This is a genomic window from Lentibacillus sp. JNUCC-1 (genome assembly GCF_009741735.1).
In the GTDB taxonomy this organism is placed as follows: Bacteria; Bacillota; Bacilli; order Bacillales; family Amphibacillaceae; genus Lentibacillus_B.
This window is the reverse complement of sequence record NZ_WHOH01000001.1, coordinates 285,416-300,217: the sequence shown is the minus strand read 5'-3', so window position 1 is coordinate 300,217 and position 14,802 is coordinate 285,416. Positions and strand designations below refer to the sequence as shown.

The following is a 14,802-nucleotide window of genomic DNA, read 5'->3' as shown; positions in this document are numbered from 1 at the left end:
TGATTAACTTCCATGCCAGGCATTTATGATGTAAAAAATTATTATTTTCTCTTGCGTCCAAGGCCCATCGCTTTTTTGGCTTTGGCAAGTGTTTTGTTGGCGGTCATAGACGCTTTTTCAGCACCATGATCGAGTATAGCATCTAGTTCCTCAGAGTTGATGAGATCAGCATATTTTTCTTGAATAGGTGCCAGTTTTTCAATGACTGCATCAGCTACGGCTTGTTTAAACACGCCGTATCCCTCTCCTTCAAAGGCTTCTTCCAGTTCAGTGATCGAGCGCCCTGTGCAACTGGCCATGATTGTCAACAGGTTTGAAATGCCAGGTTTAGACTCTTTATCAAATTTAACGATGCCTTCAGAATCTGTTACAGCGCTCTTAATCTTTTTTTCAATCCGTTTTGGTTCGTCAAGCAGAGAAACGAATCCTTTCGTATTGCTGTCTGATTTACTCATTTTTTTCTCGGGATTTTGCAAAGACATAATACGGGCTCCGACTTTCGGAATGCTGATTTCCGGCACGGTTAAAATGTCGTTAAAGCGGTTATTAAAGCGCTGGGCGAGATTGCGCGTAAGTTCCATATGTTGGGTCTGATCTTCTCCAACTGGAACAATGTCCGTATTATACAGCAGGATATCGGATGCCATTAGAGCCGGATAGGTCAATAATGCTGAAGAAACCCCTTCTTTACCTTCAGACTTATCTTTGTACTGCGTCATCCGTTCAAGTTCGCCCACATAACTGATCGATTGCAGCATCCATCCCATCTGTGTGTGTGCAGGAACTTCTGATTGGATAAATAAGGTAGCTTTCTTTGGGTCAATGCCTGATGCAAGGTATAGGGCTGCAAGTGAACGAATTTGTTCCCTGAGTTGCAGACGGCCCTGTGGAACAGTTATGGCATGCTCATCCACAATACAGAAGTAGCAGTCATGTTCATTTTGCAGTTCAGTAAACTGCACGAGCGCTCCCAGGTAATTGCCGAGTGTTAAAGTGCCGCTTGGCTGAATGCCTGAAAAAATGGTTTTCATAAGAAATTGCCTCCAGTATTTTGTTGAGATTAATGGTGTATAACAATACATTTTAAAAGATATATGGGGAATGACTTTATCTAAGTGATAGGGATGGTTTTACTTTTTTGCCACAAAAAAAGCCCACTCATCCTCAGGTAAAGGGACGAATGAACCGCGGTGCCACCCTTATTATTCAGCCATCAACGGCAGAATCACTTTAAACAGTTATGTGCTCTAAAGTCCAATTCCAATTCACCTTGATGCTTGTTTCCACCTACCACAAGCTCTCTAATAACCAGAGGGTGATTGTACTGCTTCTTTATCATTGCACATATTAATATTGATCCAATTATAAAGAAACATCATCGAGAAATCAAGAAAATGACAGTATTTAATTTTCCTATTCAATTTTGCATCCCAGTCGTATATAATAGAATGCAAGACTAATATGGGAGATTGATGATACATGATCCGTAAACTTATATATAAACCACTTATCAGCGCAGTTGCGTTAACAGGAGCACTGCTTATGCCTGCCCAATCTATTGATGTACATGCTGAATCCAATGAAGCAAAACCCATGAAATTACACCATGAACGACAGACTTCACTTGAATTGCTTGACTCAGAAACCAAGTTTCAACGGTTTACATATGATTCAGGCCTCCAGTTTGATTACCCTGATGCTGTCAGAGGCATCTACGTGACTGGTCCTTCTGCGGGAGGCAGTCGCTTTGAAGGCTTGGTTGATCTTGTCGATACAACTGATCTCAACGCAATGGTCATTGATATTAAAGAGGATCACGGCAACCTGACGTATAAACCGGAAGAAGGGTCACCTTTTGAAGACATCGCGTTAAATTATATGGATGACCCAAGAAAAATGTTAGAGGTTCTTGAAGAAAAAGGAATATACCCGATCGCACGTATCGTTGTTTTTAAAGATTCTGTACTTGCTAAGAAGCGTCCTGAATTGTCATTTAAGGAAAATGGCAAGGTCTGGGTGAATAATAAGGGAGAAGCTTTCGTCAACCCGTTCATGAAAGAAGTTTGGGAATACAATGTTGATATTGCCGAGGAGGCTGCCAAGCTGGGCTTCAAAGAAATCCAATTTGATTACGTGCGCTTCCCAGAAGGATTTGAACGTTACGCTGATCGCTTTGACTACAGTTTAGGGGAATACGCAGACTTTAAAGAAGGGGAGATTAAGCAGCGTGTCGAAGCTGTAACTGATTTTGTGAGTTATGCCCGGAAAGAGCTTGAATATTACGATGTCGATGTTGCCGTTGATATTTTTGGCTATGCTGCGGATGTTGTAGAAACGCCGGGAATCGGTCAAAACTTCCTTGAGATCTCAGAAAACGTAGACGTTATTTCATCTATGATCTACCCGAGTCACTGGGGAAATAACTACTTTGGCATACCTATGCCGGATAAAGAGCCTTACCGCCTAGTAACTGAGTATGCAAAAGTAGAAAATGATCTACTTGCACAACTGGGGGATAAAAGCCCTACATCAAGACCATGGCTTCAGGATTTTGAAGCACCTTGGCTTTATTCCGGCCCAACCAAACAATATGGTAAGGCAGAAGTAGAAGCTCAGATTAAAGCACTGAATGAAAACGGCATTGACGAATTTCTGTTGTGGAATTCTGGCAATACGTATACAAAGAACGTTGACTACACACCATAATAATATGGTTTAATTAAACGCTATTTTAAGTATACGAAAGGTGAGCTATGCACAACGGTGCTCACTCAGTTTTATCCGGCTATTTTCAGAAAAAAGCCGTTTAACAATCAACAACAATTGATGTATACTTAATGATGATTAATTTGTGAAGGAGACGTTTACTTTAATGGATTGGTATGAAAAGCTGAATCAATATTTCCCGATTGAAGAAATGAAATCACAGGAACATATGGAAATGCTTCTTGAAGAAAAAGGCGATGTCTACTATAAAGATGAAGGTCCTTATCATGTGATGATGTATGCGGAGTTTGAAACGTTTATTTTTATAGATTATGTATGGGTTTCAACCAAATCACGCGGGCAGGGAATTGGCCATCAACTTATAGAAAAGCTCAAGATGAAAAATAAGCCAATCATCCTGGAAGTTGAGCCTGTGGATTATGAAGATACAGATACTGCCAAGCGCCTTCATTTTTACAAACGGGAAGGATTTTCACATGCACAATCTATTGGTTATAATCGCCGGTCCCTGGCAACGAAAGAAGAAACACCAATGGAAATCCTATTCTGGTCACCAAATGACGAATCGGAAAATGTCATTTATGAACAGATGAAAAAAATGTATGAAGACATCCATACGTATAAGGATGAAGAGTTGTACGGCGAATCGTATCAACCTGTTCATGAGGTTCTTGTATTTGATCAAGAAAGAGATACTAATGATATTTTTGATCATTTGGAAGAACCGGAGAAGGCTTAAGAAAAGCGTGCCGGCTTTAATCATGGCCGGCACGCTCTCTTCTGTTAAGAAAATCAAAATTTTTTTCAAAAAAAGGTTTAAACGCTTTCTAATAGGGAAAGTTAAGTATATAAAATAAGAACAAAATGTGAACAACACTTTTTAAATTTGTCTTTTTTGGAATAAGCCTACCTTTTGCTTGACAAATGTAGTATAATTTACATAGTGGATAAATTAAACTTATTCTTAAATAAGAAATCTATAGGTTTAAAGCAAGTATATTTCAGATTGAGGAGTGAGATTTAGAATGGTCACACTATATACCTCGCCAAGCTGCACATCTTGCCGAAAAGCAAAATCTTGGTTGGAAGAACACAACATCCCGTTCACAGAACGGAACATCTTTTCAGAATCTCTAACGATGGATGAGATTAAGGAAATTCTAAGAATGACTGAAGATGGAACAGATGAAATTATCTCCACAAGATCGAAGGTGTTTCAGAAGCTTGATATCAACATTGATCAATTGCCATTGAAGGATTTGTTTGATCTGATTCAAAAAAATCCCGGATTGCTTAGACGCCCGATTATTCTTGATGAAAAACGCCTTCAAGTTGGTTACAATGAAGATGAAATCAGGCGCTTCCTGCCAAGGGAAGTCCGAACTTTTCAATTGCGCGAAGCACAGCGCATGGTCAATTAATCACGACACGCACCTAGTACCTCAATATACCATAAAAACGCAGGTTGAAATTTCTTAATCTGCGTTTTTCTTGTGAATCGGATTTTTACTCGTGACAAACGCATAAGAATCGGTTAAAATAAGATATTAACTCATCAAATATGGGCATTTTAATTTTCAAAATGACATGTGGTATCATACAATGTAAATAAGAAGATAAATAGGCATGCAAACAGTCGGATGGGGAAAAGCCCTTTTACCGAAGCGGCACTTATAGATGAACCGTACCGAAAATGTTTTTAGGTAGTGGTGAGCAGGAGCCAATTCATTAATGAAGGGGAGAAGATGAATGGAAATAGAACGCATCAATGAGAATACAGTAAAATTTTATATATCTTACGTTGATATAGAAGACCGCGGTTTTGAGCGTGAAGAGATTTGGTATAATCGTGAACGCAGTGAGCAGCTGTTTTGGCAAATGATGGATGAAGTTAATTATGAAGAAGACTTCAATGTTGATGGACCATTATGGATCCAAGTCCAGGCAATGGAAAAAGGCCTCGAAATCATCGTGACAAAGGCTCAGGTTTCGAAAAATGGGGAACAGCTTGAACTTCCTGGTGAAAATGGCAAGACGATTGATCTGGATGTTGATGATAAAATCGAGGATCTGCTGGATGATAAGTACGGAAGTGAAGAAAAGGATGACTCTGAAGAAGATGAAGAGGATCATTTATCTCTTATTATGAAATTCCGTAACTTTGAAGATGTGATTCAATTAAGCCACTATATGCCTGAAGATCTGAATAACGTTGATAACACGCTGTACCATTACAACGACCATTACTATTTATATATAGGTTTCGATGAGGAAGTAATGGATGACGATGTACAAGAAGATATTATGAGCATGATGTTTGAATTCTCCGAAGACACCCAAACTACGGTACACATTCTTGAAGAATACGGAAAAGTGATATTCGACAACAACACATTCGCTCAAATCAGACAACACTTCCCAGCTCAAATATAAATTGACACTTGCGAAAGCAGGTGTCTTTTTTTGTCTCCAAACTAATCACTCTATTTAATTCATTGACTTAGACGGGTCAATTTACATAATGGTCGGAGAACCAGCCTCACGATTAGTTCGGGAGAAACACGGGGAGTCCTGTGGGATGCAAAGCTCCGGTGAGACCCCGGAGGCCGACATCGGAGAAGGAAGGCTAAAATCGCGACGTCAATCGCCACTTCTTCATGGCCCACGCCCTGTGGTTCCGAGGCTCATCAGCACCTACTGGACTCAGAGTGTTTTCCCCGAGCGGTTGCCAGGAGCATTCATAAAATACCTAATTAGGTTTAGTTCGCAGCTTATGTAAAGTATGTTTGTTAAAATATTATTTTTTGCAGGATTTTATTAGTTGGTGTCGTATAGTAGGGTATGGAGGTGTTTGTATATAATGCTTCAAGCTAAAAATGAATATGATGAATTGGTGACCCCTGCTTTGATGACGCGTCAGGAGCTGGAAAATCTGCGTGGACAAGCACATGTCTGTCCGCTTTGTAAACAGTCTGTGGTTTTACGCGCAGGGCATAAGGTAATTGCGCACTTTGCTCATCACATCGCTGACACTTGCCCCGATATTGATAAAGGAGAGGGTGTGTATCATGAGCGTGGCAAGTTGTTATTATACCGCTGGCTCCTGCAACAATTCCCCAGCACTGTTACACTTGAAACGTGGCTGCCTGACATTCAACAACGGCCGGATTTGTATTTAGAAATCGGTCACAAGAAAATTGCTATTGAATATCAATGTGCCCGTATTTCAGCAAATGAAATTCATAAAAGAAATCGCGGATACGCACAATTGGGCATCACCCCAATTTGGATTCTGGGTGCCAACCACTTTAAACGACTGCACCGTTATCGCTTTCGTCTCAACCTCTTTATAAAACAATTTATCCACATATTTTCACCTGGATTTCCTCAAACATTGTTCTTCTTCCATCCTGAAACATCCGAAATAGCCATTGTGAAAGATATTTATGAAACTGATTCGAAGCGCGCCCTTGGAAGAATCACAATTTGTAGGGTTGGGGATCTCATGTTTAATGAGCTGTTTGGCTCTGAGCAATTTGATTCGATGACTTTACTCAGATTGTGGAAAGAAGAAAAAAGACGCTTTAGAGCGGCCCCGCTTAAACGCCAGTATGGTACCAACCTTGTCTGGCACCAATGGTTGTATGAGAAAGGCAGTCACCGGGAACACTTGCCTGCGATTGTTCACTTACCGGTCCCCACACAACACCTCATGAAAACCCCCTTGTGGAACTGGCAAAGTCGTCTTTGTATAGATCTCCTGATTCCCTTGACTTTAGGGCGACCCATAACACTTGAATGCTGCATCGATCATGTGAAGAGCCATTGTTCACCCTCGCTTCACAGTTTCAAAACTTATCACCCTGTCTATTGTTACTTGTCCTGGCTTGTCTTACTTGGAATTATGAAGGAAGTAGCACCCAATGTATTTATAAAACATCAATTGATTCCAGTTCCCAATCATATTGAAGCCGCGATAGCCATGGATCAAATCATGTTAGAAGAACTTTCCAAAAAGTTGAGCACAATAGAAGCATGAATCAGCACTTTTCAGTTATACTAGAAAAGACGGACATTTATTGCTTTAAGTAAAGAAGGAGGAGATTGAATGGCGGATACGACAAAAGAATTGCCTAAACGGGAAGACATTCCTGTTGAATTAACATGGGACCTTGAAAAGATTTTTTCAACAGATGAAGCATGGGAAGAAGAGTTTAAAGCACTTAAAGAGGAATTCCCAAAGTTTGCCGAATTCCAAGGGAAATTAGGAGAGTCAGCAGATACACTGCTTAAAGTGTTTAAATTACAAGATGAATTATCTGAACGTTTGGGTAAATTATTCGCGTATTCCCATATGCGTTACGACCAGGATACGACAAATGGATTTTATCAATCTTTAAATGCACAGGCTGAAAGCTTACTAACTTTGGCCTCAAGTGCCATGAGTTTTATTACACCGGAAATCCTGGAAATGGAAGAGGCTAAGTTACAGCAGTTCGTAGCAGAAAATGATGGACTTAAGATGTATCAGCATACATTGGATGAAATCAATCGCAGTCGGCCGCATGTGTTAAGTCAGAAGGAAGAAGCCCTTCTTGCTCAAGCCGCAGAACCAATGTCCAGCACATCTCAAACATTCAGCATGCTGAATAATGCAGACTTGACGTTCCCAGTAATAAAAGATGATAACGGAGACGATGTGGAACTCACACACGGACGTTATCTTGGGTTTATGGAGTCAGCCAAGCGTGATGTACGTAAAGGTGCATTTGAAGCAATGTACAACACTTATGATCAATTTAAGCATACATTTGCGTCTACTCTGGCTGGACAGGTTAAATCAAGTAATTTCAATGCCCATGTGCGTCATTTTGATTCTGCACGTCAGGCAGCGCTGCACAACAATAATATTCCCGAGCAGGTATATGACAACTTGGTTGAAGCAGTGAACGAACGTCTGCCTTTATTGCACAGATATGCTGACCTGCGTAAGAAAGTCCTCGGTGTGGATCAATTACATATGTATGATATGTATACACCGCTCATCCAGGATACAGATATGAAGATCAATTATGAGAAAGCCCAGCAATATGTGTTAGAAGGTCTTGCTCCGCTTGGTAAGGAATACGTCAATATTTTAAAAGAAGGCTATGAAAACCGTTGGATTGATGTAGAAGAGAATAAAGGCAAACGGAGTGGGGCTTATTCTTCTGGATCTTATGGAACAAATCCGTATATCTTAATGAACTGGCGTGATTCGGTTAACGACATGTTTACCCTTGCCCACGAATTGGGCCATTCCGTGCATAGTTATTACACAAGAGAAGCACAGCCGTACCGGTATGGAAACTATTCAATTTTTGTAGCCGAAGTAGCATCTACTACAAACGAAGCGCTGCTGAATGAATACATGCTGAATCATCTTGAAGATAAACAGCAGAAGCTATATATTTTGAATAATTTTCTGGAAGGTTTTCGCGGTACAGTATTCCGGCAGACAATGTTTGCTGAATTCGAACATGAAATTCATAAACAACAGCAGAATGGCACAGCACTTACAGCCGACAAACTAAGTGAGATCTACTATGATCTGAATCAAAAATATTTCGGCGAAGATGTTGTGTCAGATGAAGCTATTGCGCTGGAATGGGCCCGGATTCCGCATTTCTATATGAACTACTATGTGTACCAGTATGCCACAGGCTACTCAGCCGCTACTGCACTTGCAGCAGGTATCCTTGATGGCAAAGAAGGCGCTGTTGATCGTTATATCAATGACTTCCTGAAAGCAGGCAGCAGTGAAGATCCTATTGAAGTGCTGAAAAAAGCCGGTGTCGACATGACATCAAAGCAACCGATACTTGCGGCACTTGATGTCTTTGAAGAAAAACTCACAGAGATGGAGAATATGCTTCTTGATCAGTAAAATAAAACACCCATCCATGAAAAACATTTCATGGATGGGTGTTTTTAACGCATTTTTCCCCTGTATGTTTTTCGGTGAGCAAAGGTAAAAATTGTGGCATATATGGCTATGAATAACAGTGGGAGTGTAATATAAAGCGGGATCAGCTGCATCAGTCCAAATATATTAAGAACGAACGCCACAACCGTCAGTAAGAAGAAGATGACCGGATACAGTTCTTGCATGGCACTGACCTCCTTAAAATTTTCCTCTTATAATAGCCTATGAGTATAAGTTGAGTGGTAGAAGTATGACATCTTTGTGAACTATAGCACAAACTGTTGATTCGTGAAGCCCAATCAGATATTATAATAAGTGAGATCAATCCCAAACAATAAACCCCTTTGTTTGCTGTGTGAAATCTCCCACCCCCCTTTGTTTTTTATAAAACAAGGTATGAGCGAGCATACGCGTGTATGCTCGCATTTTTTATTGCTTAGGAAATTATAAAATATCTCAGCTGTTAATAAACATAGCCAATGGGCACGGCCAGCTCCAACTCCTGCCCCCTCGAGTCATAAGCAATAACGCATCGTGGCAAAAACCGTCACTAGACGGTCGTGCCTATGATTTTCGGGGGAAACGTGTTTCCGTTTTTACTGTAAAAACCCCTCCAGATTGCCTGAAGGGGTTTTAAAACTAGCGGTTTGTCCTATATTCCCAGAACAGACCGTGGCGTGTTGCATGTTTAGTGGCCTTTTGTCTGATTTGCAGTTTTTTCAGTTCGCGTTCAGCTTTTGCCTGGGTCCAATCATAAACAACTGCAACCTCTTTAGAAGCAACGACATTATAAAACGACAGGAAGACTTCAAGAGGCGGTTTTGAGGTTGGAATGATATGGGTATTTTCAAGGATTTGATATAATACGCGCACATAGATCTCATAGGGGTATAAACCTGACACTTTAATGCCTGGCTGTTCAGCTGTCTGATTAAAGAAAACGAGTGTTGGGACATAATCTACTTCCATTTCACGTGTGAGATTTAAATCACTGTGAAGGGCTTTGTTTGCCGTTTCAGAGTACAAATCTTTTTTAAATTCTTCAATATCAAGTTTGGCTTCATAAGCGCAGTCCATTAAGACTTTTTCATCAGAAATGTTTTTCTTTCTTAGAAAGGCGCTCTCCTGAACTTTTCTTAGAAAAACCCTGCCTGCTTTTTTACCTTGGAGTTCAGCTGCTTTAATTGCAAGCGAAGGCCGCCATGGAGACATATGGGGGTTATCTTTCCACAAATCAGCATCACAGCTCATGCCAGTTCTGCTGGCTGTTTTTTCCCAAATTTCTTTTATATTTCGTGGTTGATCAAAAGGTTTATGGTTAAGAGCGTTTAACTGTCCGCTTACAATGGGACGAACTGTAAAGAAGCGACCATATTCAATACTCAACTTTTTCAAATAGGGTTCCAAAGCCCAGCATTCTACACAAAGGGGATCGACAAATACATACAATTCCAACGGCTTCTTTACGACATCTACATAACTGTATGTAGTTGATGACGATGTGTTGGCATAATCAAAGCTTCTAAGCTCGTCATGATACGAATTCACATCGATTCTCCTTTCTGCTAATCAGGTGTATTCATCATATGGTTGGCGGTCATGGTTAGCTTGTCAAAAATAGCGGTACGATACGGCTCTTGAATTTCTGCTTCGTTGAGAGCAGCATCCATACATGCAAGCCAGGCATCGCGACGGACAGGTGTGATTGGAAAGGGGAGATGGCGTCTGCGCATCATTGGATGGCCTCTTTCCTCAGTATATAAACGTGGCCCTCCAAAGAACTGTGTCAAAAACAATCGCTGCTTGCGCGCAGTTTCGGTCAGGTCATCCGGGAAAATCGGTGTCAATAATGGATGTTTCCCAACGCGTTTGTAAAATGCGGTCACGAGACGATCAATTGTGTCAGCCCCGCCAATCGCTTCATAGATTGTGCCATAAGTTGTCATGGTTGGTTCGCTTCCTTTATCAAATGATTAATGATATATATATTCTATCAACGGGGATTTAAACGGGCAACTAATCTGAATGTCGTTTATTGTTCAAGAGCGCTAAACAACCGTGCGATTTTGTTGGGAGTTGTTCGGTGTGGGATGTTTTCATATTCAAGAACATGACGAAACACCTCTTTTACTTGCTCTTGAGATGATCCTTCAACTTCCAGTTCAAAATCTTCTTGCCCGTTATAAAGGCTATGGTCTAACACAACCAGAGCACCAGAGTGTGTTATTTCCCAGCGCTTTGTTGTCAGTTCACCGAATAATTTAAGGTTTTCTTCAATGATGCCAAGTGATTGAAGTTGCTTACCTGTATTGACTTTTTTGACGGGGGCGCCGCTTAGCCAACTGACAGCTTCTTCTTTAGTAAGCGCGTCATGTGTTTCAAGCAAACCTTTAGGATGGCGTTCTTTCAATGTGAGCGTATATGTGTTATTTTTTTTGCGAATTCTGAGGGCAGCACCTTGCTCCCTTAACGTAAAATCCGGTGTTTCAAAATAATAATTCGATTGCACAAAAGGCTTTTCGGGAAATTTAAGTTTCTTATGCAATGATTCCATTTCAGATTGTGTGAGTAAATTCTTTAATTCTATTTCAACTTCCTGTGTCATCTCTTATTCCACCTACCATGCCATCATTATAATTTTAATTACAAATGATTATGCCTAATGCACGTATATTATGCAAAACAAAACCCTTATATTTGTTTCTCACTCAAGTTAGGCAGTGTTATATGTTAGAATAAATACAGTTGATTTGAACAAAAACCAGGTGGTGGCATAAATGAACTGGGAAGCTCTTTTAGCTCCTTATACACAGGTTGTTGAAGAATTAAAAGTTAAATTAAAAGGCATGCGTGCCCAATTTGAATACGAATCGAGGCATTCGCCGATAGAGTTTATTACGGGAAGAGTTAAACCGGTCCAAAGCATTATGGAAAAAGCAGAGAGCAGACGCGTTCCGTTGAATAGAATTGAGCAGGATATCCAGGATATTGCTGGCGTAAGGGTAGTTTGTCAGTTTGTCGATGATATTTATACAGTGGTGGATATGTTGCGTGCACGTCATGACCTTGAGATTATAGAAGAGAAAGATTATATAGTGGAGAAGAAGGATAGTGGTTATAGATCATTCCATATGATTATTGAATATCCTGTCGGAACAATTCATGGAGAGAAAAAAGTGCTTGCAGAAATCCAAATTCGTACACTCGCTATGAACTTCTGGGCAACCAATGAGCATTCACTGAATTATAAATACAAAGGCAGCATTCCAAAAGAAATCAAGACGAGGTTGCAGCGCGCTGCAGAAGCTGCTTTTAAATTAGATGAAGAGATGTCTAAAATCAGAAATGAAGTACAAGAAGCTCAACGTATTTTTCACAGGAAGTAACCAGCGCTATTCGTCATACTAAATGTTTCAGAAAAGGAGAGAGCATCGTTGAAGTTTGCCATTGTGTCAAAAGGGGATGAACGATCAGACCAGATTACATCCACCTTAAAGCAGCACTTAATTGATTTTGAACTTGTTTATGATACTGAGCAGCCGGATTTGGTCATATCCGTTGGAGGGGATGGGACATTTCTTGAAGCATTCCATCGTTATATCCATTGTTTGAAATCCACAGCTTTTATTGGTGTACATACTGGGCATCTTGGTTTTTATGCAGACTGGGTTCCGGAAGAACTTGAGAAATTAGTGATTGAGATCGCTAAGACCCCGTTTCAAGTTGTCGAATATCCACTGCTGGAAGTAATTATCCGGTCTAAATCAGGGGGGAGCGAAGACAGAATGCTTGCTCTTAATGAGGCAGCCATTAAGACAGCTGATGGATCGGTTGTATTTGATGTGGAAATTAAAGGAGAGCACTTTGAGACATTTCGAGGGGATGGACTGTGTATATCAACACCATCAGGGAGCACAGCATACAACAAAGCACTTGGTGGAGGCATCATTCACCCATCTCTCGAGGCAATACAATTAACAGAAATGGCTTCTATCAATAACAGGGTGTTTCGTACTATTGGTTCACCCCTTATTCTCCCCAAGCATCATACATGTCTATTGAAGCCAATTGTTGACCGGAGTTTCTTGATTACAGTAGATCATTACACAGAAACGTATACAAATGTAAAGTCCATTCAATGCCGCGTGGCAAAAGAGAAAGTTCGGTTTGCAAGATTTCGCCCGTTCCCGTTCTGGAACAGAGTTCGTGATTCATTTGTTGCCGAGGACGATACAACAATACCTGAATAAGGGGACAGTGCCGTGATATTTACAGTTGAAAAAGAGCATGATGGCATCACAATTCATGATTATTTGCGTCATGTTCACGGCTTTTCCAGAAGACTCTTCCGTGCACTCAAACAAACAGAAGCTCCATTTTCAGTCAATGGAGTTGTTTGCCGTTTCAATTGCAGGCTCTCTACTGGAGATGTATTGGAGATTTCTTTTCCGGTAGAAAGACGGAGTCCGCGAATTAAGAGCGAGCATATACCGCTTGATATCGTGTACGAAGACAATGATGTAATGGTTATCAACAAACAAGCAAAGATGGCTGTCATGCCATCTTTGAATGATCCTGAAGGTACACTCACCAATGCGCTTTCTGGTTATTATGATGAAATTAACCTTCATTCTGCTATCCATATTGTGACAAGGCTTGATAAGGATACTTCAGGTCTAGTCCTAGTTGCTAAAAATCGCTTTGCACACATGGCATTGTCATTTCAGCAAAAAAGCGCTTTGATTACCCGAAGATACTATGCCATTGTCGAAGGAGAACCAGAGGAGGAAGCCGGTGTATTTTGTGCGCCCATTGGTCGTAAAGACGGATCTATAATTGAGCGAACGGTGCGGCCAGACGGCAAATATGCAAGAACGTTTTATAACTTGTTATATGCTGATAAAAGTCATGCACTTGTTGATGTGAGACTGGAAACGGGGCGGACTCATCAGATCAGGGTGCATTTTGCCCACGCAGGGTTTTCACTTGCAGGAGATACCTTATACGGCGGGCATACCGGTAAGATTCATCGCCATGCGCTGCATTGTTATCATTTGGAATTCATTCATCCCGTAACACAAGAGAAGCACAATTACGATGCTCCTTTGCCGGAGGATATGCGGACTGTGTTTGGTAAAAAGATCATTCTGTAAAGCTGAATTTTTCTTTTTGAAAAGGCTGTTTTGATGGAACAGAGACAGTCGTTTCCTCTGGTAGACGGAAAGCCGTTAATGCACCGCCAAACACACAACCAGTGTCAATGTTGATGGTTTTGTGAACGATGCGGGGCTTCAGTACAGGTGTGTGTCCATATACAACCCACATACTCCCGGTATAGGTTTGAGCCCAATCTCCCCGGATTGGCCGTCCGTCGGGATGGGTCTTGCCCGAGACGTCTCCGTAAAGAACGAAGGATTCAGCTTTTTTACCATACTCACCAATCAATGATGATTTGATTCCAGCGTGAGCGATGATGGCGTTTGCGTCTTTTAACACAAGATACAGAGGTGCGTTTTCATACAACGTCATAAACGCATTTTGGACTTGTTTTTGTTCTTCTTCACTTAAGCCCATATATTCTGCCACTGTTGTTTCAAGACCGTGTTTTTGTTGGACAGGATTGCCGCGGAAGTACCGGTATAATTTGTTGCAATGGTTGCCAGGCACATATTTGGCTGTCTTTTTTTCAAGAACCATTTGTGAAACCAGTTTGATTATCGCAACTGAGTCAGGGCCACGGTCAGTGAGGTCTCCAAGAAAAACAGGTATCCGCCCTTCAGGATGGATAAAGGCACCACCATTTTCAACGTAGCCAAGTTTCGCAAACAAATCTTTTAACTCACCGACACACCCATGAACATCCCCAATAACATCTATCTTCATACAAACACCTCCCTATAAACAAAGCAGACGGTCACCCCGCCTGCTTTGTTTATTTTTATTATAGACCAGTTTCGCATAGGATGTTTTTATATTTATAAAAGCACAGTATAAGTAAACTGCGAACTGGCTTATGACTGCCTCACGCAGCCGCTCGGGGGAAACACTGCGCTTTCCGCGGGCGCTGCTGAGCCTCCTCGGTCTGCCGACCTCCGGGGTCTCATCGAGGC

15 protein-coding genes and 1 other annotated feature are annotated in these 14,802 nt (G+C 41.1%); of the genes, 9 read left to right on the top strand and 6 right to left on the bottom strand.

What is annotated here, in order from left to right:
- Positions 1–41 precede the first annotated feature (41 nt).
- Positions 42–1,031 carry a tryptophan--tRNA ligase gene (trpS, locus tag JNUCC1_RS01495; RefSeq protein ID WP_156643688.1) on the bottom strand — a complete coding sequence of 330 codons (990 nt, stop codon included), beginning with the start codon at positions 1,029–1,031 and terminating at the stop codon, positions 42–44.
- A 138-nt stretch (positions 1,032–1,169) separates the two neighbouring features.
- Positions 1,170–1,348 (bottom strand) — a binding site (T-box leader).
- Positions 1,349–1,479: 131 nt separating this feature from the next.
- Between trpS and JNUCC1_RS01490 the strand changes: the two genes are divergently transcribed.
- The 6 genes from JNUCC1_RS01490 (at position 1,480) to pepF (ending at position 8,653) form a co-directional block, all read left to right on the top strand.
- Positions 1,480–2,706, top strand: a complete 1,227-nt coding sequence (locus JNUCC1_RS01490) for a putative glycoside hydrolase (protein WP_156643687.1) — start codon at positions 1,480–1,482, stop codon at positions 2,704–2,706.
- 166 nt (positions 2,707–2,872) lie between these two features.
- Positions 2,873–3,466 (top strand): GNAT family N-acetyltransferase, encoded by a 594-nt coding sequence (locus JNUCC1_RS01485; protein ID WP_156643686.1) that lies wholly within the window; start codon positions 2,873–2,875, stop codon positions 3,464–3,466.
- A gap of 286 nt (positions 3,467–3,752) precedes the next feature.
- A complete protein-coding gene (spxA, locus tag JNUCC1_RS01480; protein WP_156643685.1) occupies positions 3,753–4,148 on the top strand; it encodes a transcriptional regulator SpxA in 396 nt (131 codons plus the stop codon).
- Positions 4,149–4,476: 328 nt separating this feature from the next.
- A complete protein-coding gene (gene mecA / locus JNUCC1_RS01475) occupies positions 4,477–5,160 on the top strand; it encodes an adaptor protein MecA (RefSeq protein WP_156643684.1) in 684 nt (227 codons plus the stop codon).
- A gap of 427 nt (positions 5,161–5,587) precedes the next feature.
- On the top strand, positions 5,588–6,766 hold the full coding sequence (locus JNUCC1_RS01470; RefSeq protein WP_156643683.1) for a competence protein CoiA: 1,179 nt from the start codon (positions 5,588–5,590) through the stop codon (positions 6,764–6,766).
- 69 nt (positions 6,767–6,835) lie between these two features.
- Positions 6,836–8,653, top strand: a complete 1,818-nt coding sequence (gene pepF / locus JNUCC1_RS01465; protein WP_156643682.1) for an oligoendopeptidase F — start codon at positions 6,836–6,838, stop codon at positions 8,651–8,653.
- Between the two features lie 44 nt (positions 8,654–8,697).
- Here the strand turns inward: pepF and JNUCC1_RS01460 are convergent, their stop codons facing one another.
- The 4 genes from JNUCC1_RS01460 to JNUCC1_RS01445 form a co-directional block, all read right to left on the bottom strand.
- Positions 8,698–8,877: a hypothetical protein gene (locus JNUCC1_RS01460; protein WP_156643681.1), complete on the bottom strand. Its 180-nt coding sequence runs from the start codon at positions 8,875–8,877 to the stop codon at positions 8,698–8,700.
- 454 nt (positions 8,878–9,331) lie between these two features.
- Positions 9,332–10,240, bottom strand: coding sequence for a ClpXP adapter SpxH family protein (locus tag JNUCC1_RS01455; protein WP_331713554.1), 909 nt, complete (start codon positions 10,238–10,240; stop codon positions 9,332–9,334).
- Positions 10,241–10,257: 17 nt separating this feature from the next.
- A complete protein-coding gene (locus JNUCC1_RS01450) occupies positions 10,258–10,638 on the bottom strand; it encodes a globin domain-containing protein (RefSeq protein WP_156643680.1) in 381 nt (126 codons plus the stop codon).
- An 86-nt stretch (positions 10,639–10,724) separates the two neighbouring features.
- Positions 10,725–11,297 carry a CYTH domain-containing protein gene (locus JNUCC1_RS01445; protein WP_156643679.1) on the bottom strand — a complete coding sequence of 191 codons (573 nt, stop codon included), beginning with the start codon at positions 11,295–11,297 and terminating at the stop codon, positions 10,725–10,727.
- Positions 11,298–11,469: 172 nt separating this feature from the next.
- Between JNUCC1_RS01445 and JNUCC1_RS01440 the strand changes: the two genes are divergently transcribed.
- Genes JNUCC1_RS01440 through JNUCC1_RS01430 form a run of 3 tightly spaced genes read left to right on the top strand, consistent with a single transcriptional unit; the run spans position 11,470 to position 13,845 of the window.
- The gene (locus JNUCC1_RS01440) at positions 11,470–12,078 is read left to right on the top strand and encodes a GTP pyrophosphokinase (RefSeq protein ID WP_156643678.1); all 609 of its coding nucleotides are present in this window, start codon (positions 11,470–11,472) and stop codon (positions 12,076–12,078) included.
- 48 nt (positions 12,079–12,126) lie between these two features.
- A complete protein-coding gene (locus tag JNUCC1_RS01435) occupies positions 12,127–12,942 on the top strand; it encodes an NAD kinase (RefSeq protein WP_156643677.1) in 816 nt (271 codons plus the stop codon).
- Between the two features lie 12 nt (positions 12,943–12,954).
- Positions 12,955–13,845 carry an RluA family pseudouridine synthase gene (locus tag JNUCC1_RS01430; protein WP_331713553.1) on the top strand — a complete coding sequence of 297 codons (891 nt, stop codon included), beginning with the start codon at positions 12,955–12,957 and terminating at the stop codon, positions 13,843–13,845.
- Here the strand turns inward: JNUCC1_RS01430 and prpE are convergent.
- Complete coding sequence (prpE, locus tag JNUCC1_RS01425; protein ID WP_156643676.1) at positions 13,835–14,575, bottom strand: bis(5'-nucleosyl)-tetraphosphatase PrpE; 741 nt, start codon at positions 14,573–14,575, stop codon at positions 13,835–13,837. The two genes, JNUCC1_RS01430 and prpE, sit on opposite strands and share 11 nt — an antisense overlap.
- Positions 14,576–14,802 lie beyond the last annotated feature (227 nt).

What these genes read in the sequence shown, in the direction of transcription:
- JNUCC1_RS01445 (WP_156643679.1), bottom strand. Translation starts at nt 11,297, where the DNA reads ATGACACAGGAAGTTGAAATAGAATTAAAGAATTTACTCACACAATCT.
- JNUCC1_RS01460 (WP_156643681.1), bottom strand. Translation starts at nt 8,877, where the DNA reads ATGCAAGAACTGTATCCGGTCATCTTCTTCTTACTGACGGTTGTGGCG.
- spxA (WP_156643685.1), top strand. Translation starts at nt 3,753, where the DNA reads ATGGTCACACTATATACCTCGCCAAGCTGCACATCTTGCCGAAAAGCA.
- mecA (WP_156643684.1), top strand. Translation starts at nt 4,477, where the DNA reads ATGGAAATAGAACGCATCAATGAGAATACAGTAAAATTTTATATATCT.
- JNUCC1_RS01440 (WP_156643678.1), top strand. Translation starts at nt 11,470, where the DNA reads ATGAACTGGGAAGCTCTTTTAGCTCCTTATACACAGGTTGTTGAAGAA.
- JNUCC1_RS01485 (WP_156643686.1), top strand. Translation starts at nt 2,873, where the DNA reads ATGGATTGGTATGAAAAGCTGAATCAATATTTCCCGATTGAAGAAATG.
- JNUCC1_RS01490 (WP_156643687.1), top strand. Translation starts at nt 1,480, where the DNA reads ATGATCCGTAAACTTATATATAAACCACTTATCAGCGCAGTTGCGTTA.
- trpS (WP_156643688.1), bottom strand. Translation starts at nt 1,031, where the DNA reads ATGAAAACCATTTTTTCAGGCATTCAGCCAAGCGGCACTTTAACACTC.
- JNUCC1_RS01450 (WP_156643680.1), bottom strand. Translation starts at nt 10,638, where the DNA reads ATGACAACTTATGGCACAATCTATGAAGCGATTGGCGGGGCTGACACA.
- prpE (WP_156643676.1), bottom strand. Translation starts at nt 14,575, where the DNA reads ATGAAGATAGATGTTATTGGGGATGTTCATGGGTGTGTCGGTGAGTTA.
- JNUCC1_RS01470 (WP_156643683.1), top strand. Translation starts at nt 5,588, where the DNA reads ATGCTTCAAGCTAAAAATGAATATGATGAATTGGTGACCCCTGCTTTG.
- pepF (WP_156643682.1), top strand. Translation starts at nt 6,836, where the DNA reads ATGGCGGATACGACAAAAGAATTGCCTAAACGGGAAGACATTCCTGTT.